Annotated in this window: 20 protein-coding genes; 5 read left to right on the forward strand and 15 right to left on the reverse strand. The window is 59.8% G+C overall.

Features of this window, described 5'->3' with window-relative positions:
* Positions 1–14: 14 nt before the first annotated feature.
* The 7 genes from fabG to AB5Y89_RS19580 all read right to left on the reverse strand — a co-directional run bounded on the left by fabG (position 15) and on the right by AB5Y89_RS19580 (position 5,361).
* Positions 15–749, reverse strand: a complete 735-nt coding sequence (fabG, locus tag AB5Y89_RS19550; protein ID WP_039041169.1) for a 3-oxoacyl-ACP reductase FabG — start codon at positions 747–749, stop codon at positions 15–17.
* A 13-nt stretch (positions 750–762) separates the two neighbouring features.
* Positions 763–1,698 carry an ACP S-malonyltransferase gene (gene fabD, locus AB5Y89_RS19555; protein WP_010674741.1) on the reverse strand — a complete coding sequence of 312 codons (936 nt, stop codon included), beginning with the start codon at positions 1,696–1,698 and terminating at the stop codon, positions 763–765.
* Between the two features lie 66 nt (positions 1,699–1,764).
* Entirely contained in the window at positions 1,765–2,724 is a 960-nt protein-coding gene (locus tag AB5Y89_RS19560) for a beta-ketoacyl-ACP synthase III (protein ID WP_010674740.1), read from the reverse strand.
* Between the two features lie 6 nt (positions 2,725–2,730).
* Positions 2,731–3,750, reverse strand: coding sequence for a phosphate acyltransferase PlsX (gene plsX, locus AB5Y89_RS19565; RefSeq protein WP_368224314.1), 1,020 nt, complete (start codon positions 3,748–3,750; stop codon positions 2,731–2,733).
* Positions 3,751–3,759: 9 nt separating this feature from the next.
* Positions 3,760–3,927: a 50S ribosomal protein L32 gene (gene rpmF, locus AB5Y89_RS19570; RefSeq protein WP_005300935.1), complete on the reverse strand. Its 168-nt coding sequence runs from the start codon at positions 3,925–3,927 to the stop codon at positions 3,760–3,762.
* A 20-nt stretch (positions 3,928–3,947) separates the two neighbouring features.
* Positions 3,948–4,469, reverse strand: a complete 522-nt coding sequence (yceD, locus tag AB5Y89_RS19575) for a 23S rRNA accumulation protein YceD (RefSeq protein ID WP_368224315.1) — start codon at positions 4,467–4,469, stop codon at positions 3,948–3,950.
* Between the two features lie 196 nt (positions 4,470–4,665).
* Positions 4,666–5,361, reverse strand: a complete 696-nt coding sequence (locus tag AB5Y89_RS19580; protein ID WP_368224342.1) for an START domain-containing protein — start codon at positions 5,359–5,361, stop codon at positions 4,666–4,668.
* 117 nt (positions 5,362–5,478) lie between these two features.
* Here AB5Y89_RS19580 and AB5Y89_RS19585 point away from each other — a divergent pair, with 117 nt between their 5' ends.
* Positions 5,479–6,060 carry a nucleoside triphosphate pyrophosphatase gene (locus tag AB5Y89_RS19585; protein ID WP_041215169.1) on the forward strand — a complete coding sequence of 194 codons (582 nt, stop codon included), beginning with the start codon at positions 5,479–5,481 and terminating at the stop codon, positions 6,058–6,060.
* Between the two features lie 52 nt (positions 6,061–6,112).
* Here AB5Y89_RS19585 and rluC read toward each other — a convergent pair whose 3' ends face one another.
* Positions 6,113–7,057 carry a 23S rRNA pseudouridine(955/2504/2580) synthase RluC gene (gene rluC / locus AB5Y89_RS19590; RefSeq protein WP_201889990.1) on the reverse strand — a complete coding sequence of 315 codons (945 nt, stop codon included), beginning with the start codon at positions 7,055–7,057 and terminating at the stop codon, positions 6,113–6,115.
* 414 nt (positions 7,058–7,471) lie between these two features.
* Between rluC and rne the strand changes: the two genes are divergently transcribed.
* Positions 7,472–10,618: a ribonuclease E gene (gene rne, locus AB5Y89_RS19595; RefSeq protein WP_368224316.1), complete on the forward strand. Its 3,147-nt coding sequence runs from the start codon at positions 7,472–7,474 to the stop codon at positions 10,616–10,618.
* A gap of 660 nt (positions 10,619–11,278) precedes the next feature.
* Here rne and AB5Y89_RS19600 read toward each other — a convergent pair.
* From AB5Y89_RS19600 to apbC, 4 genes are all read right to left on the reverse strand, one after another.
* On the reverse strand, positions 11,279–12,751 hold the full coding sequence (locus tag AB5Y89_RS19600; protein ID WP_029314527.1) for an inorganic phosphate transporter: 1,473 nt from the start codon (positions 12,749–12,751) through the stop codon (positions 11,279–11,281).
* Positions 12,752–13,070: 319 nt separating this feature from the next.
* On the reverse strand, positions 13,071–13,652 hold the full coding sequence (gene dcd, locus AB5Y89_RS19605) for a dCTP deaminase (RefSeq protein WP_368224317.1): 582 nt from the start codon (positions 13,650–13,652) through the stop codon (positions 13,071–13,073).
* 63 nt (positions 13,653–13,715) lie between these two features.
* Entirely contained in the window at positions 13,716–14,360 is a 645-nt protein-coding gene (udk, locus tag AB5Y89_RS19610) for a uridine kinase (RefSeq protein ID WP_368224318.1), read from the reverse strand.
* Positions 14,361–14,468: 108 nt separating this feature from the next.
* Positions 14,469–15,551 (reverse strand): iron-sulfur cluster carrier protein ApbC, encoded by a 1,083-nt coding sequence (gene apbC, locus AB5Y89_RS19615; protein ID WP_368224319.1) that lies wholly within the window; start codon positions 15,549–15,551, stop codon positions 14,469–14,471.
* A 185-nt stretch (positions 15,552–15,736) separates the two neighbouring features.
* On the opposite strand from apbC, the gene metG reads away from it, so the two are divergent.
* A complete protein-coding gene (metG, locus tag AB5Y89_RS19620) occupies positions 15,737–17,770 on the forward strand; it encodes a methionine--tRNA ligase (RefSeq protein WP_368224320.1) in 2,034 nt (677 codons plus the stop codon).
* Between the two features lie 71 nt (positions 17,771–17,841).
* Here the strand turns inward: metG and AB5Y89_RS19625 are convergent, their stop codons facing one another.
* Positions 17,842–18,576: a CHAD domain-containing protein gene (locus tag AB5Y89_RS19625; RefSeq protein ID WP_368224321.1), complete on the reverse strand. Its 735-nt coding sequence runs from the start codon at positions 18,574–18,576 to the stop codon at positions 17,842–17,844.
* Between the two features lie 12 nt (positions 18,577–18,588).
* Positions 18,589–18,861 (reverse strand): acylphosphatase, encoded by a 273-nt coding sequence (locus AB5Y89_RS19630; protein ID WP_010674727.1) that lies wholly within the window; start codon positions 18,859–18,861, stop codon positions 18,589–18,591.
* Between the two features lie 85 nt (positions 18,862–18,946).
* On the opposite strand from AB5Y89_RS19630, the gene AB5Y89_RS19635 reads away from it, so the two are divergent.
* Both AB5Y89_RS19635 and AB5Y89_RS19640 read left to right on the forward strand, forming a co-directional pair.
* Positions 18,947–20,377 (forward strand): methyl-accepting chemotaxis protein, encoded by a 1,431-nt coding sequence (locus AB5Y89_RS19635; protein ID WP_368224322.1) that lies wholly within the window; start codon positions 18,947–18,949, stop codon positions 20,375–20,377.
* Between the two features lie 183 nt (positions 20,378–20,560).
* Positions 20,561–21,754, forward strand: a complete 1,194-nt coding sequence (locus tag AB5Y89_RS19640; RefSeq protein WP_039039155.1) for a class I SAM-dependent methyltransferase — start codon at positions 20,561–20,563, stop codon at positions 21,752–21,754.
* A gap of 471 nt (positions 21,755–22,225) precedes the next feature.
* Here the strand turns inward: AB5Y89_RS19640 and AB5Y89_RS19645 are convergent, their stop codons facing one another.
* The gene (locus tag AB5Y89_RS19645; RefSeq protein ID WP_323952840.1) at positions 22,226–22,870 is read right to left on the reverse strand and encodes a glutathione S-transferase family protein; all 645 of its coding nucleotides are present in this window, start codon (positions 22,868–22,870) and stop codon (positions 22,226–22,228) included.
* Positions 22,871–22,900 lie beyond the last annotated feature (30 nt).

Below are 22,900 nucleotides of genomic sequence, written 5' to 3' on the forward strand. Positions count from 1 at the left end.
TCACGACAAATTGATTACACCATGTACATCCCGCCATTAACATGCAGGGTTTCGCCGGTAATATAGGCGGCATCATCCGATGCCAAGAATACCACAGCGGCAGCAATTTCTTTCGGATCGCCCAAACGGGCGGCAGGCACCTGATTCATGATGCCGGCGCGCTGCTCTTCATTGAGCGCCTTGGTCATGTCGGTCTCGATGAAACCGGGAGCAACCGCATTCACCGTGATGCCACGAGATGCCACTTCACGGGCCAGCGACTTGGTAAAGCCAACCAGACCAGCCTTGGCAGCAGCATAGTTGACCTGACCGGCGTTGCCCATGGTGCCGACCACGGAACCGATGCTGATGATGCGACCGTTACGCTTCTTCATCATGGCACGCAATACCGGCTTGCTCAGACGGTACAGGGAGGTGAGATTGGTGTCGATGATCTCGTTCCACTCGTCATCCTTCATCCTCATCAGCAGGTTGTCGCGGGTAATGCCGGCGTTGTTGATCAGGATGTCGATGTCGCCAAAACGCGCCTTGATGGCGGCGAAGACGGTTTCGATGGATTCCTGACTGGTCACGTTCAGTGCCATGCCGCAGCCTTGCTCACCCAGGTAAGCACTGATCGCTTCGGCACCGCTCTCGCTGGTCGCGGTCCCCACGACTTTGGCGCCACGAGCAGCAAACGTCTCCGCAATCGCACGACCAATGCCACGGCTGGCGCCAGTGACCAACACAACCTTATCGGTAAAACTCATGACTTGCTCCTGTTTACTTGATCTGGGCCAGCGCCTGCTCGAACGAGGCGGCGTCGTTGGCGTGAATACCTTCCACTCGCGCATCGATGCGCTTGGCCAGGCCGGTCAACACCTTGCCCGGGCCCATCTCGATTTCGAGGGTAACACCGTCGTTGGCCATGCGCTCTACCGTTTCAGTCCAGCGAACCGGGCTGAACAGCTGACGCACCAGGGCTTGCTTGATGGCGGCCGGATCCTGCTCACAGGAAACGTCGACATTATTGATGACGGCGATGGCAGGAACCTTGATCTCGATCCCATCCAGGGCGGCGGCCAGCTTTTCTGCGGCCGGTTTCATCAGGGCACAGTGGGAGGGCACGGAGACCGGCAGCGGCAGGGCACGCTTGGCGCCTGACTCTTTCATCAGCACGTTGGCACGCTCGACCGCCTCTTTGTGGCCGGCGATGACCACCTGGCCCGGAGAGTTGAAGTTGACCGGAGAGACCACCTGCCCCTGGGCCGCTTTCTCACAGTTGGCAGCGATGCTCTCGTTGTCCAGACCGATGATGGCAGCCATGGCGCCAGTCCCTTCCGGTACGGCTTCCTGCATGGCCAGACCACGCAGCTCGACCAGTTTGACGGCATCGGCAAACGCCAGCGCGCCGCTGCACACCAGAGCGGAGTATTCCCCCAGGCTGTGGCCGGCCATCACGGCAGGGGTTACCCCGCCTTGTTGTTGCCACAGGCGCCACAGCGCGACGGAGGCGGTCAACAGCGCTGGCTGGGTACGCCAGGTCTTGTTGAGATCCTCGGCCGGGCCTGCCATCACCAGGGCAAACAGGTCATAACCCAGCACCTGGCTCGCCTCGGCGAAGGTCTCTTTAATCACGGCGTGTTGCTCGGCCAGCTCAGCCAGCATGCCGACGCTCTGGGAGCCTTGTCCCGGGAAGGCAATGGCAAATCGGGTCATCATTGATTCCTTTAAGGTAAGACGAATTCGGTAAGCGGGCGCCCGAGGACCGGGCACCGCTCGGTATCAGAGGCGAACCAGCGCAGAGCCCCAGGCAAAACCGCCGCCGAAGGCTTCCAGCAGGACCAGCTGGCCGGGTTTGATGCGACCATCGCGCACCCCTTCATCGAAGGCGATGGGCACGGAGGCCGCGGAGGTATTGCCATGACGATCCAGGGTCAGGATCACCTTGTCGAGCCCCATGCCGAGTTTCTTGGCGGTGGCATTGATGATGCGGAAGTTGGCTTGATGGGGCACCAGCCAGTCCAGCTCGCTCGGCTCGACGTTGGCCGCAGCCAGGGTTTCGGTCACGATCTCGCTAAGGCGTGTCACCGCCACCTTGAAGACATCGTTGCCCTTCATGTACATGTAGGCTTCGAGCTCAGCACCCGGCATGCCGCGACGGGGCTGCGGCAGTTTGAGCAGCTCGCCATAACGGCCATCGGCATGCAGATGGGTGGAGAGGATCCCAGGAGTGTCGCTGGCACCGATGACCACGGCCCCTGCCCCATCCCCGAACAGGATGATGGTGCCGCGATCCTCGGGATCGCACATGCGTGACAGCACGTCCGCACCGACAACCAGCACGTGGCGAGCAGCGCCGGATTTGACGAACTGATCGGCGATGGCGAGAGCATATGTAAAGCCGGCACAGGCGGCGGCTACGTCAAACGCCGGGATCCCCGGTACGTCAAGCAGCCCCTGCAGTTCACAGGCAGCAGCTGGGAAGGCATTCTCTGCGCTGGTGGTGGCCAGCACTATCATGTCCAGATCGGCGGCAGTCAGACCTGCCGCATCAAGCGCACGCAAGGCCGCCTGATGAGAAAGGGTCGCGACGGTTTCGTCGGCTCCGGCGATACGGCGTTCACGGATCCCGGTGCGTTCCACGATCCATTCGTCACTGGTTTCAACCATCTGTTCAAGATCGGCGTTGGTACGAACCGAACTCGGCAGATAACTGCCAGTACCCAGAATTTTGCTATGCATAGAGTTTTATAAATCCCTGTCGGAAAAGACAGATTCAAGGCGATCTGCAATTTGCAATGGAAGTTGATGTCTGGCTTCTTGTGCGGCCAGCAGAATCGCATGACACAGAGCGCGGCACTCGGCCCGCCCATGGCTTTTTACCACAATGCCGCGCAATCCTAACAGACTCGCGCCATTATACTGGTCGGGGTTCAGGTAAGAGAAACGCCGTTTGATCATAAATCCGGCGAGTCGACCAAGAAAACTGCGTTTTTTGCGCGGATATCCGGCCAGTTCGGCCATCATCCGCACCACCCCCTCCGCGGTCTTGAGCGCCACGTTGCCCACGAAACCGTCGCAGACGATCACGTCGCACTCGCCGCTGAAGATCCTGTCCCCCTCAATGAAACCGACAAAATTCAGGGCGGAGCATTGGCGCAGCAACTCGGCGCTGTGGCGCACCAGGTCGTTGCCCTTGATCTCCTCCTCCCCTACGTTGAGCAGTGCCACTCTGGGTGAAGGTATCCCCTCCACCTTCTCTGCGACTACGGCGCCCATCACGGCAAATTGCAGCAGGGTGTCGGCATCGCAGCTCACGTTCGCACCCAGATCCAGCATCACGGTCCGCTTTCCACTCAATGTGGGCAGCGCCTTGATGAGGGCTGGCCGGTCAACACCGGGCAAGGATTTGAGCACGCACTTGGCCATGGCCATCAAGGCACCGGTGTTACCTGCACTGACACAGGCATCGGCAGCGCCGCTCTTGACCAGATCCAGGGTCACGCGCATGGAGGAGTCTTTCAGGGTACGCAGCGCCACGATAGGCTTTTCGCCCATGCCCACGACCTGGGAGGCATGCACGAGACGAACGCGAGGGTGGTTGAGCAAGCCATGTTGCTGCAGAAGAGGGGCGGTCTGGTGTTGATCACCGACCAGAACAAGTTTTAGCTGGGGTAGAAGAGACAGTGCCTGCACGGCGGCAGGCACTGTTTCCGAGGGGCCGATATCTCCCCCCATTATGTCTAGCGCGACAGTTTGCGTAGACAAAGGCAATCCTTAAGCGATTACCTTTTTACCGCGGTAGAAACCATCGGCAGTCACGTGGTGACGACGATGAATTTCGCCACTGGTCTGATCAACAGTCAGGGCAGCGGTGGTCAGCGCATCGTGGGAACGACGCATGCCACGCTTGGCGCGGGTTTTACGGTTCTGTTGTACGGCCATGGTAGGCTAACTCCTAAAATTCACTTACGTTTGAGCGCTTCAAGAACTGCAAAGGGATTCGGCCGCTCATCAGCAGGTTCGATTTCACCCCAGGTCATCTCCATGTTTCCTCTGGGACACACATCCACCGGATGCATGGCTACTTGAGGCAACGAGAGGATGAGTTCATCCTCCAGGATTTGATGAAGATCTATCTCGCCGTTTTCGTCCAACTCAATGGGCTCATAAGCTTCCGGCAGTTCTTCCTCGTTTGTTCTTTCGAACAGCGGAGTGTAAATAAAACTAGCTTCACAAAGGTGTTCAAACGTCTCACCACAACGCTGGCAAACCAGGTCGACCTTGGCATGGGCAGTGCCTTTCATAACGGTCAACTTCTGGACATCTTTGCCAAAGTGCAGTGTGACATCCACATCACTTCGCAAGCCTTCGGTTGATTCCTCCAGCCTGTGCATCTGCGACTTTTCCACTATCCCGACATAATCGAGTAGCTTCAAGGCATTACGGACTGGATCAACCTTAACGGGCAACTTCACCTTTTGCATAGGGCGCGAATATTATAGGTCCAACAAGGGATAGTCAAAGGAAAAAGTCCTTACCGCCGATGATTTTACCTTCACAGGCCCCTGCAAGAGGAACTTGTGCTCATCGGTGGCCGATTATGCCATATCGTGCAGGATCTGGCACAGGATCCTGTTCCCCTCCCCTGTCTGTCCACCGGATGTGCTCTTTGGTGTCTCATCAGGTGGCAGAACAGCGCGGGTCGCTCCCCAGCATGCCTGGTGTCGCAGCCACTCTGGGCTCGGCTTCCATCAGTCGGCGTATGGCTTTGAAACTGCCCACGGCAGCCTTGATGGCAATGGGATTGACCAGCCAGCCCGGCAAGTTGTTGCCCGGGTTGGTATAGGTTTCGAGCCGAACTAGTGTGCTGCCATCCCGTTGGGGTAGCGCCTCCCACCGTCCGGCGCTTTCCTGGATCCGGAACAGCCCTGCATGCAATGGCAGGGCATTCGGCTCTGCCCACACCTCGAGAGTCAGGCCGCAATCGATGCGTCGACTCAAATGGGAGCGGGTGATGAGCTCCCTGTCTTGCACCGGCCAGGGAGACGCCAGGCGGGTATAGACCAGATCATCGTCGGGACCAGATCTGGCCAGCACCCTGACTTCACGGCTCTGGGGCAACCACTCTTCATGGCGCGCCGTGTTGCGCAGCACCGTGATCAGCGCGCCAGGATCGGCATTCACCCGCATCTCCAGACGTAAGGCCTGAAAAGAGGTCGGAGGATTTGTATGGGTCCAAAGCATCACCCCCTCATCCCCCTGACGGGGTTGCCATGTCCCTGCCCAGCTGGCGAAGGAGATCAGTGCCATGACCAAGGCCGCATATCGTGTCATCACGCTCAATTCCGATCTCTTGTGTTTGTGCTGTGGTTCCATCAGCATGCATGCTTCCAGCTAATTAGGCGAGTCCCGCTGTAGACATCTCCTGTTTGCGTGGCCCCATCTGCACAGATAGAATCAACCAATTGATTTATAAATGGATATCATCAAAACATGCAGCCTTCCTTGATCCTCGCGTCCACCTCGTCCTACCGCAAAACCTTGCTGGAAAAACTCGGTCAGCCATTTCACTGTGCTGCGCCTCAAGTCGATGAGACAGCGCGACACGGGGAGACCGCAGAAGCCCTGGTCAGCAGATTGGCATTTGCCAAGGCGAATGCCGTTGCTGCTGACCGTGATCAAGGATTGATCATCGGTTCAGATCAGGTGTGCGTCTGTGACGGGCAGATCCTCGGCAAGCCCGGCACGGTGGAGAAGGCGGTCGAGCAGTTGCTGCGGGCACAAGGCAAGCGCGTCATCTTTTACACCGGGCTCTGTGTGATCAATGCTGCGAATGGCCATGCCGAGCAGCTCGTCGAGCCTTTCACCGTGCATTTTCGCTCGCTCGACGAAGCCGCCATCCGTCGCTATGTGGAGGCCGAACGTCCTCTGGATTGTGCCGGCAGCTTCAAATGCGAGGGAATGGGCATCGTCTTGTTCAAGGCGCTGGAGGGGCGCGATCCCAACGCCCTTGTCGGTCTTCCCCTGATAGGCTTGGTTGATCTCCTGGGTCGCCACGGCCTGGCTCTGCCATAACAAGAACTCTGCCATGAAAAACGGGAGCCTTGGCTCCCGTTTTTCATGGTTGTCAGCGTGGCAGCTTGGCGAGAAACGCCTCAAGTTCCGGTGACAATGGCGCTTCCACCTGCATCTCCCGCTCATCCACCGGATGAGTAAAGGTGAGCTTCCAGGCGTGCAGGAACAGACGCTTTAGCCCCTGCCCTCGCATTTTTTCATCAAACCCGGCCTCACCATATTTGTCATCACAGGCGATGGGATGGCCGGCGTGCTGGGTGTGGACACGGATCTGGTGGGTGCGGCCAGTGATGGGGCTGCACTCGACCAGTGTGGCTTCGGCAAATTGACGGGCAATCCGGAACCGGGTCTCGGAGGGTTTGCCATCGCTGCTGACCCGCACCACCCGCTCGCCGGATTGCAGATCATTTTTGCGAAGTGGCGCATTGACCACCTTGACGTGGGGTTGCCACTGGCCACGCACCAGCGCCAGATACTGCTTGCGCATGGTTTTGACCCGCAGCTGCTCGTGCAGGCTCCGCAGGGCACTGCGCTTCTTGGCAACCAGCAGTACGCCGGAGGTGTCACGATCCAGCCGGTGCACCAGTTCGAGGAAGCGGGCTTCGGGGCGCAGGGCACGCAGCCCTTCGATGACGCCAAAACTGAGGCCGCTGCCGCCGTGCACTGCCATGCCGGACGGCTTGTTGAGCACTATCATGGCGTCGTCTTCAAACAGGATCTGACTCTCCAGACGCTGGATGCTGCCGAGGTTGGCAGAAGGCAACTCATTCTTCTCGGCCACACGCACGGGGGGCACACGCACCTCGTCACCGGCACAAAGCTTGTATTCCGGTTTGATGCGCTTCTTGTTGACCCGCACCTCCCCTTTTCGAAGGATGCGATAAATCAGGCTCTTGGGGACGCCCTTTAACTGAGTCTTGAGAAAATTGTCAATGCGCTGCCCGTCATGCTCAGCTTCGATGGTGAGCAGCTGCACTTGTTGATGTATCTGTGTCATGGCGCGGATTTTAACACCGCTAACAGCCCTTGGCTCCATGCTTTGTTAAAAAATGGCGTCTTGCTATAAAAGTGGTTTAAATGGGATAATAAACAAGGTTTTGTCATTGTGTTCAAGCCTTGTACTAAGTGGCCAAAATGTATGCCACCCAATCCCGAAACACCGTGTATATAAGAACATGACGGTTCCCGGGTGCGAGGTACAACGCATGGAGAACACAAACAGAGCCGACGTAAATTGTCTCCACATCGGTATCCTTAATTCACGCCCTCTCGAGAAGGCTGAACCAGAGTGCCCTTAGTTTGCGCCTCATGCATACCCCAACCGGGAGGTTGCCCCAGCATGCTGAAGACCCGAGGCCGGCGCCGGCAGGACCCAGTGGAGGAATCAAAATGACAAAATAATGAGAACTCAATGAAAAGAATGCTAATCAACGCGACTCAGGAAGAGGAGTTGCGCGTAGCGCTGGTTGACGGACAACAGCTCTACGATTTGGATATTGAAAGTCCGGGACACGAGCAGAAAAAAGCGAACATTTACAAGGGCAAAATTACCCGAGTAGAACCCAGTCTCGAAGCTGCTTTTGTTGACTATGGCGCCGAACGCCACGGTTTCCTGCCGTTAAAGGAAATCGCCCGCAATTACTTCCCCTCCGGTTACTCCTATCAGGGTCGTCCCAACATCAAAGAAGTGGTCCGCGAAGGCCAGGAAGTCATTGTCCAGATCGACAAGGAAGAGCGTGGTACCAAGGGTGCAGCCCTCACCACCTTCATCAGTCTGGCTGGCAGCTACCTGGTGCTGATGCCGAACAACCCTCGTGCCGGCGGCATCTCCCGTCGCATCGAGGGTGACGAGCGGACCGAGCTGAAGGAAGCCCTGAGCGGACTGACCGTGCCGGACGGCATGGGCCTCATCGTGCGCACCGCCGGTGTGGGCAAGTCCCCGGAAGAGCTGGAGTGGGATCTGAACGTTCTGCTCAATCACTGGGACTCCATCCACAAGGCGTCACAACAACGTTCCGCTCCGGTGCTCATTCACCAGGAAAGCAACGTCATCGTGCGCGCCATCCGTGACTATCTGCGTCGCGATGTGGGCGAGATCCTGATCGACAACCCGGTCATCTTCGAGCGCGCCAAGTCGCATATCGAGCTGGTCCGCCCCGATTTTCTCAATCGCGTGAAGCTGTACAAGGGCGATGTCGCCCTGTTCAACCACTTCCAGATCGAGAGCCAGATCGAATCGGCCTTCCAGCGCGAAGTGCGCCTGCCCTCCGGCGGCAGCATCGTCATCGACCCGACCGAAGCACTGACCTCCATCGATATCAACTCCTCCCGCGCCACCAAGGGCGGAGATATCGAAGAGACCGCCCTGCAGACCAACCTGGAAGCAGCAGACGAAATTGCCCGCCAGCTGCGCCTGCGTGACCTGGGTGGCCTGATTGTCATCGACTTCATCGACATGACCCCGGTTCGCCATCAGCGCGAAGTGGAAAACCGTCTGCGTGAAGCGGTGCATCAGGATCGTGCCCGTATCCAGCTGGGCCGTATCTCCCGTTTCGGTCTGCTGGAGATGTCTCGCCAGCGTCTGCGTCCCTCCCTCAACGAGTCCAGCAGCCATATCTGCCCCCGTTGCCAGGGTCAGGGGGTCATCCGTGACAACGAATCCCTCGCCCTGTCCATCCTGCGTCTCATCGAAGAAGAGGCCATGAAGGACAACACCGAGCAGGTTCATGCCCAGGTGCCGGTCGATGTGGCCGCCTATCTGCTCAACGAGAAGCGTACCTCCATCGCCAATCTGGAACAGCGCAATGATGTGCGTGTCTACATCATTCCGAACCAGCATCTGGAAACCCCGCACTACGAAGTGACCCGCATCCGTCAGAACGAGATCCCGGAAGCGGCCAGCTACGAGCTCAAAACCGAGATTGCCAAGCCGGTCTATCAGCCGCGCCAGGCTCAGGTAGTCGAGCGCGAACAGCCGCTGCTGCAAGGGTTTGCCCCGGCTCCCCAGCCGGTTGCGCCCACCGTCCCGGCTCCTGTTGCGACTCCCGCTCCGGTTGCAGAACAAGTCGGCTTCTTTGGCAAGCTGGCCAAGGCCTTCTCCGGCCTGTTCGGTGCCTCCTCCGATGCGACTCCGGCCGAAGTGAAGGCGCCTGCCGACAAACCGGCCGCCCAGCGCGAAGCTCGCAAGGATGACGGGCACCGTCACCAGCGCGATGAATCCCGCAGCCGTGGTCAACGTGGCCGTCGCGATGACAACCGCGGCAGTCGCAATGCCGAGGCCGGCGAAAAGCGTGAAGGCGCAGCCAGCCGCGAGAGCAGTGATCGCAATCGTCGCCCGCGCAAAGAGCGTGAGCCTCGTCAAGAGCGGGAACCGCGCCAGGAACGGGAACCCCGTGGCGAAGTGCGCACCGAACAGCGCATGGAGCGTGAGCCTCGCGAACCCCGCCAGGAGCGCGAACCTCGTGCCCCGCGTCCGGCTCGTGAACCTCGCGCTCCCCGCGAACCCCGTGCCGAGGTGAGCGTCGAGGCGGTTGATACCGTTGATACTGCGGTCGCCAGCGCTGAACCGCGTCAGGAAAAAGAGCAAAAAGTGGCCGAGCGCCGCGAACGTCGCCAACTACGCAAGCAGATCCGTGTCGATGTCGCCGCGACCGACGCCCCTGCCCTGCCGACTGACGAGCAAATCACCGATGTCGCCGACGTGCAAGCCGCCGCTGCTGAGCAACAAGAAGAGCAAGGCGAAGGTCAGCGTCGTTCCCGCCGTACCCCGCGCAATCAGCGCATCGAAGGGCAACGTCGCAAGCGCATCAACGAAGAGGCTCGTGGCCAGCGTGAAGACGAAGCACAAGGTGAAGTGCAGCTGACTACCGCTGCCCAGGCCGATGCGGCTCAGGTGAAGGTGGAAGAACCGGTTGTGCCTGTCATCACCATTCCGAGCGCAGAAGCGGTTGCAGCCGCCCTGCAGGCGTCCGCCGCACTGACCGAACACGTGGTGGCTGAAGCCGTTGCTGAGGAAGCGGCAGAGCAAGCACTGGCAGCCCAGGCTGTGGACGCGCCCTCCACTGACGAAGTTGAGCGGGCTGCGCAAGCAGACCCTGAACCCGTCGCCGAAGTGGCAGTTGTCGAACCCGAGATGGTCGAACCTATCGTCGACACCGCCTCTCATGACGAACCTGTCGCCGTGATCGATGCTGTCGAGCAGACCCAGCAAGTGGAGGCCATCCCAGAAGAGGTTGCACCGGTTGCTGAAGCGGCACCTGTCGTGATCGCTGAGGAGACGGCCACCGTCGAGGCGGAGGTCGTCGAGATGCCGGCTGCCGTGGTGCAAACCGAGCCAGCAACCAGCCCCGAAGTGAAGGTCAGCAAGGGTGCCGGTGTATTGGCCCGTGCCCGCAAGGCTTATGCGCCCATGGCAACGCCGGCTGCGGCTCCTGCCCCGACCCCCCGTGAACCCGTGGAGTACGCTCCCCTGGTACGCAGTGAAGTCGTGACCTCCGGTCGCCACGGTGGCAGCACCGCTGCCAGCAACGTGGCAACCAGCCCGGCCGGTCGCCCCTGAGCAGACTCGTTAGTCTGAATAAAGAGCCACACATCGTGTGGCTCTTTTTTTGTCTCTTTATTGGGGCTGACATCGCCTTGCTCTCCCTCCCTGCCCGTTCGATATCCGCCGCTTTCCCGATGTTCAGCGGCCACACACACTCAGTCCCAAAATACGTGAATAACACACCAGACAGAGGATTCATCTCTGTCAAAGCATCACGACATGCCCTGCTCTGTCGACAGGGTCCGTGCATTGACAGCATATGAAGCCATTGGCAAACAGTCTGGCAGCGTTCCCCTTTGGTAGCACAGTCGGTGTGTTCAGTGGTGGCTGAGACAGCCCAGGTTGAACGGGAATGCCAGGCATAGGACAACCTGTGGCACTCTTCACTCTCATCATTTCTGGTGAGGAACATAGACCCGTTGCACACCCTCCCTTCAGCTTCACGTGCAAGGGTCGGCTCGTAACAAGGCGTTACACAGGCAGGTTCCCCTCACTGTGCACAACGAGTGGCTCAGGGATGTAGAGAAGCCAAAGAGGTGATAGATAATGTCATTCAACTTCTTGTCTGATGGCATACAGCTATTACTCATTGAACTATTGCCGTATGACGTGACATTCACCAGGCAACAAAAAAGGGCCCGAAGGCCCTTGTTTCATTTCCAATGACTGTCGCGCTTATCCGCCAAAGAGATGGTTGTTCAGCAGGAAGAGACCGCCGGAGAGCAGCATGGTGAGCGGCAATGTCAGCACCCAGGCCAGCAGAATGGTCTTGATGGTCTGGCTCTGCAGGCCGGACTTGTTGGCCACCATGGTCCCCGCTACCGCAGAGGAGAGAATGTGGGTGGTGGACACCGGCATCCCGGTCAGACTCGCAATCCCGATGGACGCGGCGGCCGTGATCTGGGCTGCAATGCCCTGGCTGTAGGTCATGCCGGAGGAACCGATCTTCTCCCCTACCGTGTAGACGATACGACGCCAGCCCACCATGGTACCGCAACCGAGCGCCAGGGCGATGGACACGATGACCCAGGTCGGCGCATATTCAGCCGTGGCGGTCAGATCCTTGCGCCATTTGGCGAGATCGGTCAGCTCCTTGGCCGGCAGCGGCAGTTTGGAGACCTTGCGGGCAGTGTCGTCGATGCACAGCAGCAGACGACGCACCTCGCGGCGATCCACCAGGTTCATCTCCTCGTAGGTGCGCACCTGGCCCAGACGCTTGTCGAGGGTCGCCATGGCCTGCAGGGCCTCCCCAGCCGCACAGTGGCTCATCAGCTCTTCCTGGGCTTTGGCAGGCACACTGAAGTTCACCAGATGGGAGACCTGATCCTGGTTACGCTGGTAGATCTCCATGATGCGCTGGTTGGCATCCTGGGTTCTGTCCAGATCATAGGAGCGGCTGTTCATGTCCAGCGCAAAATAGGCAGGCGCCATGCAGATCAGCACCAGCATCACCAGACCGATGCCTTTCTGACCATCGTTGGAGCCGTGCACGAAGCTCACCCCCATTGCGGAGCAAATCAGAGTGACACGGGCCCAGAACGGTGGATGCTTCTTGCCGTCCACCAGCAGGCGCTCTTCCGGGGTCTTGTGGATCTTGCTGCCAAGCCATACGCGCTTCATGGCGAACAGCAGCAAGGCGGCAATGATGAAGCCCACAGTGGGAGAGATGATGAGAGAGAGCATGATGTCGATGGCTTTGCCGACGTTGATACCCTCTTTCAGGGGTTGATGGCTGATCAGGGCATAGGCACCGCCTACCCCCAGGATGGAACCGATCAGGGTGTGGGAGCTGGATGCCGGAATGCCGAAGTACCAGGTTCCCAGGTTCCAGACGATGGCCGAGAACAGCAGGGAGAACACCATGATCAGACCCTGGGTGGAGTCCATGCCAAGCAGCAGATCGATGGGCAGCAGATGAACGATGGCGTAGGCCACCCCCAATCCACCCAGCATGACACCGGCGAAATTGAACAGACCGGAAGCCACCACCGCCATATGAGCCGGCATCGCCTTGGTATAGATAACCGTTGCTACCGCGTTGGCGGTATCGTGAAAGCCGTTGATGAATTCATAGGCCAGCACAAAAAAAACGGCCAATACCAAACCGATTGACCACCACAAACCCAAACCACTAAACATTTCAAACATAAAAACGAACCTGTTTATGAGTTGCGGCGGATTATGCCAGAAGGCTCGATGCGCCATACCCGTTGTTGAAATATTTCAGCAAAAAAAAAAAAGGGCATTCCGTCAGAAAATGTCTTAGGGCCTGTAGGAACGGGGCTTGTCGAGGATTAATTTAAGTCCATTCCATTGCTGTGGATAGGCGCCAATCAAAGCCGTAGCATGGCTCAATGTCCCGAAAAAGGCCGCTTTCAACCCGCTCGGCACGTCCGTTTCCTTTTGTCAGATATAAAAGAGGGTGCCCTGGCACCCTCCTCGATAGACAAGCCACACGGTGCGGGGGTCAATCCTGGTTGATCCGGCTGGCCACAGCCCCTTGCTGACTCTTGTATTTGGCATTTTCCCGTTTGTTGTACGGGCGAGCCGCGGTACCTGACAGCATCTCGAAGTTCAGGGCACCGATCTTCATCTTGGGACGCAGGGCCAGAGGCAACTTGCCGCCGTTGTAAAACTCCAGCACGATGCGACCGGACCAGCCCGGATCGATGCGGTGGGCGGTGACGTGCACCATGAGGCCCAGGCGCGCCAGGGAGGAACGACCATCCAGCCAGCCGACGATATCGGCGGGCAAGGTAACCGATTCATAGGTCACTGCCAGCGCCAGCTGACCCGGGTGCAGATAGAAGGCTTCGCCGTCCGGCACGTGGATCTCCTCGCTCATCACCCGCTCGATGGCATCGGCCATCTCGGCACTGGTCCCGCCAAGGTCGATATAAGGCGCGGTATGATCGCGAAACACCCGAAACTCGTTGCCCAGCAGCACATCGACGCTGACGCCGCTGATCCGCTCAACACCGGGCCGCGGCTCGATGACGATCTTGCCTTCATCCAGGTGCTGTTCGATATCGGTATCACAAAGACGCATTCTGCGACTCTCCTGACAAAAGATTCATTAAAAAAAGCCGGGCATCACCCGGCTTGTTTTCTCTCAACCAATCAACATATGGCGGATACGCGCCTTGAGCATGTCGATGGCGATGCGGTTCTTGCCGCCACGGGGCACGATCACGTCGGCATACTGCTTGGACGGGTCGATGAACTGCATGAACATGGGACGCACAGTCTTCTGATACTGCTTGAGCACGGAGTCCATGGTACGACCGCGCTCCTGCACATCGCGCACCAGACGGCGCAGCAAACAGATGTCGAGCGGGGTATCCATGAAGATGGAGGCGTCCATCAGTTCGCGCAGGCGGCTGTCAGTCAACAGCAGTATCCCTTCGAGGATGATGACACGGCGCGGTGCAAAGGTAGTGACCTCGGTCATGCGCGTGTGCTCGGTATAGGAGTACTGGGGGATGTTGACCGCCTGCCCTTGTGTCAGCTGGGTCAGATGCTGCACCAGCAGATCGTGATCCAGGGCATTGGGGTGGTCATAGTTGGTCTTGACCCGCTCTTCCATGGTCAGGTGGGTCTGATCACGGTAGTAGCAATCCTCGGTGATCACACCAATCTGACCCGCTCCCAGCTCGGCCACCAGCTCTTCATAGATGGTTTGGGCGATAAGACTCTTGCCGGACGCGGATGCACCAGCAATACCGATGATCACGCAGGAATGTTGAGTATCAGACATTGAAAATACCTAAAGAGAAGAGCACTGGGGATTGTTTAAACCGATCCATTATATGAAAAAGGGGTGGCCATGCCCACCCCAAATCCGTCCCCCTTGGCCGAACGCCGATTATTCGTCCAGCGCCACCGTGTAGAGCGGGGTCGCAATCGGTTTTGCGCTGAAATAGAGCTCGGCCCCTACCCGGCGAGCCAGTTTCAGGTAAGTCTGTGACAGCTCGCCATCCGGCGCACCGAACACGGTGGGGCAGCCGTCATCCATGTGCTGGCGAATGTCGATATGCAGCGGCAACTGACCAAGCAGCGCCACGTGATACTGCTCCGCCATCTTCTGGCCACCGCCGGTACCGAACAACGACTCGTGATGCCCGCAGGCGCTGCAGACGTGGTAACTCATGTTCTCGACGATGCCAAGCACAGGCACATTGACCTTGTTGAACATGGCAATCCCCTTGCGGGCATCTGCCAGCGCCACATCCTGGGGCGTCGTGACGATCACCGCCGCCGTGGTGGGCACCTGCTGGGCCAGCGTCAGCTGGATATCGCCGGTGCCCGGGGGCATGTCCACCACCAGGTAGTCCACCTCGCCCCAGCGGGTCTCGTGAAGGATCTGCCCGAGTGCCTTGCTCGCCATGGGACCGCGCCAGATGGTGGCATCCTGCTCGGCCACCAGATAACCGATGCTGTTGCTCTTGATGCCGCAGGCCATCACCGGCTCCATCAACTTGCCATCAAAGCTGACAGGGCGCTCCTTGAGGGTCCCCGTCATGGTCGGGATGGAGGGGCCATAGATGTCCGCATCCAGCAGGGCGACCCGCGCCCCCTCTTTTTGCAGCGCCAACGCCAGGTTGACCGCGGTAGTGGACTTGCCCACCCCTCCCTTGCCGGAGGCAACCACCAGGATATTGCGGATCCCCTGCACCGCCGCCAGTTGCTGCGCGCGAGGCATGCTGGCCACGTCTATCTCCCCCGTCCAGTCGATGCGGGTCGCACCGGTTGCGCTGCGCAGCCGCGCATCGAACTCCTCTTTGATCTGTTCAAACAGGGACTGGCCGGCAAAGGGCAGCACCAGCGTGATGGCCAGGGTCTGTTCGTGCCGCTCGACGGTACGCACAAAACCGGCCGCGACCAGATCCTTGCCCCATCCTGCCGGCTTAAATTCGGCCAGGATCTGTTTTACTGAATCAATCACCATTAACTCCCCATTATGTTGTCGTTATGCTGAGGTGAACGGTTACCGCACATAAATCAGTGGCTTGCCGACGTCATCGTGATGCCGCCAGTCAGGGCACCGGGGGCCACAACCCTAGGCAGGCCGCCCCCAATTCGGGTAACATGCACGGCACTGTATCATCCCAACAGGCACATAAAGAACGTATTATGGCAACTGATCCTCGTAGAATGCTGGTAACCTGCGCCCTCCCCTATGCCAACGGCTCCATCCATCTCGGCCACATGCTGGAACACATCCAGGCCGATATCTGGGTTCGTTATCAGCGAATGCGTGGCCATCAGGTGCATTTCGTCTGTGCCGACGATGCCCACGGTACGCCCATCATGCTCAAGGCTCAGCAGATGGGGATCTCGCCGGAAGAGATGATTGCCGCCGTCTCCCAGGAGCACCAGGGGGATTTTGCCGGTTTCAACATCAGCTTCGACAACTACCACTCCACCCACAGTGACGAGAACCGCGAGCTGGCGGGCGTGATCTATGGCCGCCTCAAAGAGTCAGGCAAAATCAAGATCCGCACTATCTCCCAACTGTTCGATCCGGAAAAATCCATGTTCCTGCCGGATCGCTTCGTCAAGGGCACCTGCCCCAAGTGCAAGTCCCCCGATCAGTACGGTGACAACTGCGACAGTTGCGGCGCGACCTACAGCCCGACCGAGCTGATTGATCCGAAATCCGCCGTCTCCGGTGCGACCCCGGTGATGAAGGACTCCGAGCACTACTTCTTCGACCTGCCCCAGTTCGAAGCCTGGCTCGCCGACTGGGTACGCGGCTCCGGCGCCATCCAGGAAGAGATGGCCAACAAGATGCAAGAGTGGTTCGAAAGCGGCCTGCAGCAGTGGGACATCACCCGTGACGCCCCCTACTTCGGCTTCGAAATTCCCGGTGCCCCCGGCAAGTACTTCTATGTCTGGCTGGACGCCCCCATCGGCTACATGGCGTCGTTCAAGAACCTGTGCAACAAGCGCGGCGACATCGACTTCGACAGCTACTGGAAAGCGGACTCCGACGCCGAGCTCTATCACTTCATCGGCAAGGACATCGCCTACTTCCACTGCCTGTTCTGGCCGGCCATGCTGGAAGGCGCGAACTTCCGCAAGCCGACCAAGGTCAACGTGCACGGCTATGTGACCGTCAACGGCGCCAAGATGTCCAAGTCCAAGGGCACCTTCATCAAGGCGTCCACCTATCTCAAGCACCTGGATCCGGAGTGCCTGCGTTACTACTACGCCGCCAAGCTCAACAGCCGCATCGACGATCTGGACTTGAACCTCGAAGACTTCGTCTCCCGCGTCAACGCCGATGTGGTCAACAAGCTGGTCAACCTGGCCTCTCGCAACGCCGGCTTTATCGCCAAGCGTTTTGACGGCAAGCTGGCCGCCACCTGCGCCGAGCCCGCACTCTACGCCGAGTTTGCCAACGCCAGCGCCAGCATCGCCGAAGCCTATGAAGCGCGCGAATTCAGTCGCGCCATCCGCGAGATCATGGCCCTGGCCGACAAGGCCAACCGCTATGTGGACGACAAGGCTCCCTGGGTCATCGCCAAGCAGGAAGGGGCGGATGCCGAGCTGCAAGCCGTCTGCTCCGTCGGCATCAACCTGTTCCGCGTGCTGATGGCCTACTTGAAGCCCGTCATGCCGCAACTGGCCGAGCGCGCCGAAGCCTTCCTCGGCGAGACCCTGACCTGGGACGGCATCGCCGCCCCTCTGGTCGACCACGGCGTCGCTCCCTTCAAGGCGCTCTTCTCCCGCATCGAGTCCGCCAAGGTGGATGCCATGGTGGAAGCGTCCAAGGAAGATCTCGCCAAGGAGCAGAGCAAGAAACCGGCAGGCCCCCTGGTGGACGATCCCATCAGCGAGACCATCACCTACGACGACTTTGCCAAGATTGACCTGCGGGTGGCGCTGATCAAAAAGGCCGAAGCGGTGCCGGAAGCCGAGAAGCTGCTGAAGTTGCAGCTGGACATCGGCGGCGAAACCCGTCAGGTGTTTGCCGGTATCAAGTCTGCCTACAACCCGGCAGATCTGGAAGGCAAGCTGACCGTGATGGTGGCCAACCTGGCCCCGCGCAAGATGCGCTTTGGCATGTCCGAAGGCATGGTGCTGGCGGCAGGTCCGGGCGGCAAGGATCTCTGGATCCTCGAGCCCCAGGAAGGTGCCCAGCCGGGCATGCGCGTGAAGTAATACGCCCCTTCCCGGACAGTCCCAATGAAAAGAGAGGCCAATGGCCTCTCTTTTTTTATCTTGTGGGGTGCTTACTGCCCGCTCTGCAGCAATGCCATGCGAAGGCCGACCAGCTCCGCCTGATGGCAATCCAGTTGCAGTAGTTGGCAGCGGATCTCTGTTTTCAGGGCTCGCCGTTGCTGGCCCCGCCCCGTTTCGCCCCCAAGGCGTCTGAGCCATTGGCGCCTGTCCTGCAATTGCCCAAGCCGCTCCTGCCAGCTCACCAGCATGGACAACCAGGCCGGATCCCCTCCCCCCTGTGCCGTCAGCAGCTCCATCCCGTAGCGCGCCTGTTTCAGCACCAGACGCAGCCGGTGCCAGCACCGAAGTTTCGCCCTGGTGCCCACAGGAAGGGAGGTGGTCTTCGCCAGTGCATCCGACAGTGACAGCGCCAGATGCAGCTGAAACAGCGACAAGAGATCGACACCGACGGGCACCTCTTCCAGTCGGGCCAGCCAACGGGCAAGCAGGCCGGTCAACAGGGGGACCCGTGGCAAGCGGTTCTGCCGAAGCGAGCCACCATGATGCTGCGCATAGACCTGGGCATCGCGCAGGGCGGAGAGCGTGCCGACGGCACGGGTCAATCGCCGCTCCAGCTCGGGCTCATGAATGAGGGGTCGCCACAGGGCGAGCAGCGCCAGCAGGCGGCGGGCCGCTATCCGGTAGGCATGCACCTCTTCCATCCCCTTGTGCTGGCGCAGTGCCAGGGTCGCCCCCCGATATTGCCCAACGAGCCGGTTGGCCTGCGCAATCCCGCTCTCCCCCATGAACCCTCCCGGCTAGTTGGTATGAAAACCGGTTCCGGTGGGTGGCAACGCCTGGGTGCACTCCATTCGGGTGACGGTGGCGGTTCGGGGCCCGTGCTCAAGCCAGCCCAGCATCATCTGTACCTTCTGTTCGGGACCGGCAATCAGGATTTCCACCGAGCCATCTTCCAGGTTGTAGGCATGCCCCCGCAGCCCCAGTTGCAGCGCCCGCTCCCGGGTGAAGTAGCGAAACCCCACCCCCTGAACCTGACCCCACACCCGCACGACAAACGATTGCTCTCCCATTTATCACACCTTTCCCTTAAGTAATTTTTCCCCGGGGCGATAATGAGCGCGACACTCTCTTCCCCTTGCAGGACGCAATACCATTATGAAAGAAGTAAAGTTTCGGTGGGTTGACCGTTATCTCATTCACCTCACGATCAGCGAGAAATTTCTCATCACCTTCTGGTGCCCCCTGGTGTTCATCGCCTTCCTCACCTGGTATCTGCTGGCCGATGGCCATGATCAGGCGATGCAGCTCAGAGTGGATCAGCTAAAAGGGCGGGTCGAGACCACGGCCCAGCTGGTGAGCCAGCAGCCGACCCTTACCCTGCCCGCGGATCTCGTACTCACGCCTGGCGCCGCCACCGGCCTTAGCCAGCAGGGGGACATCTATCGCTATGGCGCCAGCGCAGGACAGGCGGGCGTCGTCTCCGGCACCCTGGATACGAGTCACTACGCCCTCTGGGATGGTCAGGGCACCACGCTCACCATCATCGCGGTGCTGGCCGCCCTGCTGGCCCTCATCACCCACTATCTGATGACCTTTGTCTCGGGGGCCCTCTACTCCACCAACAAGGCGTTGCAGACGGTAGCGAACGGCGATCTCACCTTCCGGCTCAACTTCTTCCCGGTACGGGACGAGTTCTCCATTCTGGCGGGCAGCATCGACACCTTCACCGACCGCCAGCACAGGATAGTGCAACTGGTGGAAGAGTCCGCCGATGCCCTTACCCTGGCCGCAGACGAATTTCGCGAGCATGCCAGCGACGGCGAGCAGCTTGCCCGCGCCCAGCGCCAGCACATGGACTCCCTGGCCGCCGCCATGGAGCAGATGTCCGCCGCCATCCGGGAAGTGGCCCGCAACGCCAATGACACCCTGCTGCAAACCCGCCAGTCCAGCGACGAGGCGACTCACGGGGCACAGCGGGTGGCACGTACCATTACCGCCATCCGCACCCTGGCAGACGAGATTGGCAATGCCTCGGGCGCGGTCGAGCGGCTGACTCACAACGCCAATCGCATCAACGAAGTGGTCAACGTCATCAACGCCATCTCCCAGCAAACCAACCTGCTGGCCCTCAACGCTGCCATCGAGGCCGCCCGGGCTGGTGAACAGGGACGCGGCTTTGCGGTGGTGGCCGACGAGGTGCGCACCCTCGCCAGCCGCACCCAGCAGGCCACGGTGGAAATCCAGCAGATGATCGAGGAGCTCCAGGCCGGTACCGAGGCGCTGAACGACATCATGGAGAAGACGGTGGGGCGCGCCGCCGACAGCCAGCAGCTCATCACCGAGGTGGGCATGGACATCGAGCGGCTCAGCAACCACAGCGATGCGGTGCTGGAGATGAGCACCCAGATCGCCACCTCCAGCGAAGAGCAGAGTTCGGTGGCCGAGGAGATCACCCGCAACCTCGACAAGGTGCGCCACGAGGCAAGCCGGGTGGAGGAGTCCGCCAGCGCGGCGGTCGCCGGCACCACCGGCCTCAAGGGAACCGCCAGCGAACTCGGTCAGGCGCTCACCGGCCTGCGGATCTGACCCCTCCGGCAGGCCATCGTCCAGATGGCCTGCCATGTCTGGGCCAGGCGCTGGGGACGCGCGAAACAGCCCGTCCGACCCTGACCACGTGTGGATGCACGGATCCCGGTAGACGCGGCTTGCGTGCCTACCCTCACAGCCCCTACTATATGCCCCCTTCTTTTCTACCATCGGCAACTACCCATGAGCGCTTCCATCTATCTCGTCAAAGGCCGCGAAAAATCCCTGCTGCGTCGCCACCCCTGGATCTTCTCCAAGGGCATTGAGCGGGTGCAGGGCAACCCCGTTGACGGCGATACCGTCGAGATCTTCACCCATGACGGCAAATGGCTCGCCCGTGGTGCCTGGTCCGGCAGCTCCCAGATCCGTGCCCGGGTCTGGACCTTCGACAAGGATGAGAGCGTCGATCTCGACTTCTTCATCCGTCGCCTCAAATATGCGCAGGAGTCCCGTGACGGGCTCATCAAGCGTCAGGGCCTCACCGGTTATCGCCTCTGCGCCGCCGAATCCGACGGCCTGCCGGGTCTGACCATCGACCGTTACGCCGACTTCCTGGTGTGCCAAATTCTCTCTGCCGGCGCCGAGTTCCAGCGCGAGCTGATCACGCAAGCGCTGCGTACCCTCTACCCCGAGTGCAGCATCTATGAACGCTCCGACGTGGCCGTGCGCAAGAAGGAAGGGCTGAAGGAGCGCACCGGTGTCATCCATGGCGAGACCCCGACCGACCCCGTGGTCATCGAGGAGAACGGCGGCGTCAAGATCCTGGTCGATATTCGTAACGGTCACAAGACGGGTTTCTATCTGGATCAGCGGGATAACCGCCTTGCCGCAGCGAAATACACTGAAGGCAAGCGGGTGCTCAACTGCTTCTGCTACACCGGCGGTTTTGGCGTCTATGCCCTCCAGGGCGGCGCCAAGGAGGTAGTCAACGTCGATCTCTCCCAAAATGCGCTGGACATCGCCCGCCAGAACGCCGAACTGAACGGGCTGGATACCAGCAACACCCAGTTCGTCCGCCACGACGTGTTCAAGCTGCTGCGTGAATACCGCGAGAAGGGCGAGAAATTCGATGTCATCGTGCTGGATCCACCCAAGTTTGCCGAGAGCAAGGCCCAACTGCTGGGCGCCTGCCGCGGCTACAAGGACATCAACATGCTGGCGTTCCAGCTGCTGGCGCCGGGTGGCGTGCTCTTGACCTACTCCTGCTCCGGTCTGATGGAGCAGAGCCTGTTCCAGAAGATCGTCGCCGATGCAGCGCTCGATGCCGGCCGCGACGCCCAGATCCTGGAGCTCCTCTCCCAGGCATCCGATCACCCCATCGGTACCGCCTATCCGGAAGGCTTCTACCTCAAGGGGCTGGTGGTGCGCGCCCGCTAAGCCGAGCAGACCAGCGCTGACAACCCTTCTCCCCGGTTCCAGATCCGGGCCAGGACGGGGTCCGGCAAGCCATCAAAAAGCCCGCGATCGTAGCGGGCTTTTTTTATGCGGCCGCCAAAGAGACAACCTCCCCCCGACTTTGCCACCAACAGCGATTGCTGCCCCCATCCCTCCTCTTCGACTGACGACTGCCATCCTCAATCAAGAGTTGCCGCATCGTTAACCCGATTCTCATCTCTCTTTCACTACACAACCCACCAGCAGAGACATGCCCGGCATTTGCTTTATGCAAAAGCATGAAATATTACGTATCAATATTAAAAAATCCTCGGGGAAATATCAGCCATAAACGCATACCCACTCATTTGAATGAATATTGCTGTTTTCCCCTGCAATGGATCACGCCATGCCCCTTGTCCGCCTCGCACATTGCCTGGGGCGACAATACTCGCCCACCACAAGTCATCCCGCTCAATCACGCGCTGGCGCGCCCAGCGGGAAGTAGTGTCGAAATGGCCTCGCCTCCTCCACCACCCGCACGATGGAGGGATGATTGAGCAGACGGGCGCGATAGGCACGCAGACGGCCATAGCCAGCCGGGATCTCGTGGGCCCAGTCGGCGTAGAAGAGCGAGGGGGCGGCGGCGCAATCGGCCAGCGTGAAGTCTGCGCCGGCAATCCAGTGGCGTCCTTCCAGTCGCTGATCAAGCCAGGGGTAGATCTGATTGATCATCTCGCGGGCCTCCGCTACGCCATAGCGGTCGCGATCAGCGGCCGGGCGCAGCGCATCCAGCACCACTTTTTGCATCGGCGTCATCACATAGTTGTCGAAGACGCGATCCAGCATATGCACCTCCAGACCCGCATCGCCGGGCGGGATCAGGCTGACGGGGCCCGGGTGGTGCGCCTGCAGATGGGCGACGATGGTGCTGCTCTCGAGGATGCAGCGACCGTCATCCAGCAACACCGGGAAGCGCTTGAGTGGCCAGAGGGCGGCAAGTTCGGCGTTCGCCGCCGGCTCTTCGAGATCCCGGTACTCGAACGGCGTGGCATTCTCGTAGAGAGCGATCAGCACTTTTTGGCTGTAGGACGAAAAGGGGTGGGCATAGAGTTTCATGGGGATGTTCCTGACGCTCAGAGGGATGAC

It is taken from the genome of Aeromonas sp. s4, assembly GCF_040907855.1.
Taxonomy (GTDB): Bacteria; Pseudomonadota; Gammaproteobacteria; order Enterobacterales; family Aeromonadaceae; genus Aeromonas; species Aeromonas caviae.

Bases quoted from the DNA above. Each gene is read 5' to 3' on its own strand.
- fabG (WP_039041169.1), bottom strand. From the start codon at position 749: ATGAGTTTTACCGATAAGGTTGTGTTGGTCACTGGCGCCAGCCGTGGC.
- fabD (WP_010674741.1), bottom strand. From the start codon at position 1,698: ATGACCCGATTTGCCATTGCCTTCCCGGGACAAGGCTCCCAGAGCGTC.
- AB5Y89_RS19560 (WP_010674740.1), bottom strand. From the start codon at position 2,724: ATGCATAGCAAAATTCTGGGTACTGGCAGTTATCTGCCGAGTTCGGTT.
- rpmF (WP_005300935.1), bottom strand. From the start codon at position 3,927: ATGGCCGTACAACAGAACCGTAAAACCCGCGCCAAGCGTGGCATGCGT.
- yceD (WP_368224315.1), bottom strand. From the start codon at position 4,469: ATGCAAAAGGTGAAGTTGCCCGTTAAGGTTGATCCAGTCCGTAATGCC.
- AB5Y89_RS19580 (WP_368224342.1), bottom strand. From the start codon at position 5,361: ATGGAACCACAGCACAAACACAAGAGATCGGAATTGAGCGTGATGACA.
- AB5Y89_RS19585 (WP_041215169.1), top strand. From the start codon at position 5,479: ATGCAGCCTTCCTTGATCCTCGCGTCCACCTCGTCCTACCGCAAAACC.
- rluC (WP_201889990.1), bottom strand. From the start codon at position 7,057: ATGACACAGATACATCAACAAGTGCAGCTGCTCACCATCGAAGCTGAG.
- rne (WP_368224316.1), top strand. From the start codon at position 7,472: ATGAAAAGAATGCTAATCAACGCGACTCAGGAAGAGGAGTTGCGCGTA.
- AB5Y89_RS19600 (WP_029314527.1), bottom strand. From the start codon at position 12,751: ATGTTTGAAATGTTTAGTGGTTTGGGTTTGTGGTGGTCAATCGGTTTG.
- dcd (WP_368224317.1), bottom strand. From the start codon at position 13,652: ATGCGTCTTTGTGATACCGATATCGAACAGCACCTGGATGAAGGCAAG.
- udk (WP_368224318.1), bottom strand. From the start codon at position 14,360: ATGTCTGATACTCAACATTCCTGCGTGATCATCGGTATTGCTGGTGCA.
- apbC (WP_368224319.1), bottom strand. From the start codon at position 15,551: ATGGTGATTGATTCAGTAAAACAGATCCTGGCCGAATTTAAGCCGGCA.
- metG (WP_368224320.1), top strand. From the start codon at position 15,737: ATGGCAACTGATCCTCGTAGAATGCTGGTAACCTGCGCCCTCCCCTAT.
- AB5Y89_RS19625 (WP_368224321.1), bottom strand. From the start codon at position 18,576: ATGGGGGAGAGCGGGATTGCGCAGGCCAACCGGCTCGTTGGGCAATAT.
- AB5Y89_RS19630 (WP_010674727.1), bottom strand. From the start codon at position 18,861: ATGGGAGAGCAATCGTTTGTCGTGCGGGTGTGGGGTCAGGTTCAGGGG.
- AB5Y89_RS19635 (WP_368224322.1), top strand. From the start codon at position 18,947: ATGAAAGAAGTAAAGTTTCGGTGGGTTGACCGTTATCTCATTCACCTC.
- AB5Y89_RS19640 (WP_039039155.1), top strand. From the start codon at position 20,561: ATGAGCGCTTCCATCTATCTCGTCAAAGGCCGCGAAAAATCCCTGCTG.
- AB5Y89_RS19645 (WP_323952840.1), bottom strand. From the start codon at position 22,870: ATGAAACTCTATGCCCACCCCTTTTCGTCCTACAGCCAAAAAGTGCTG.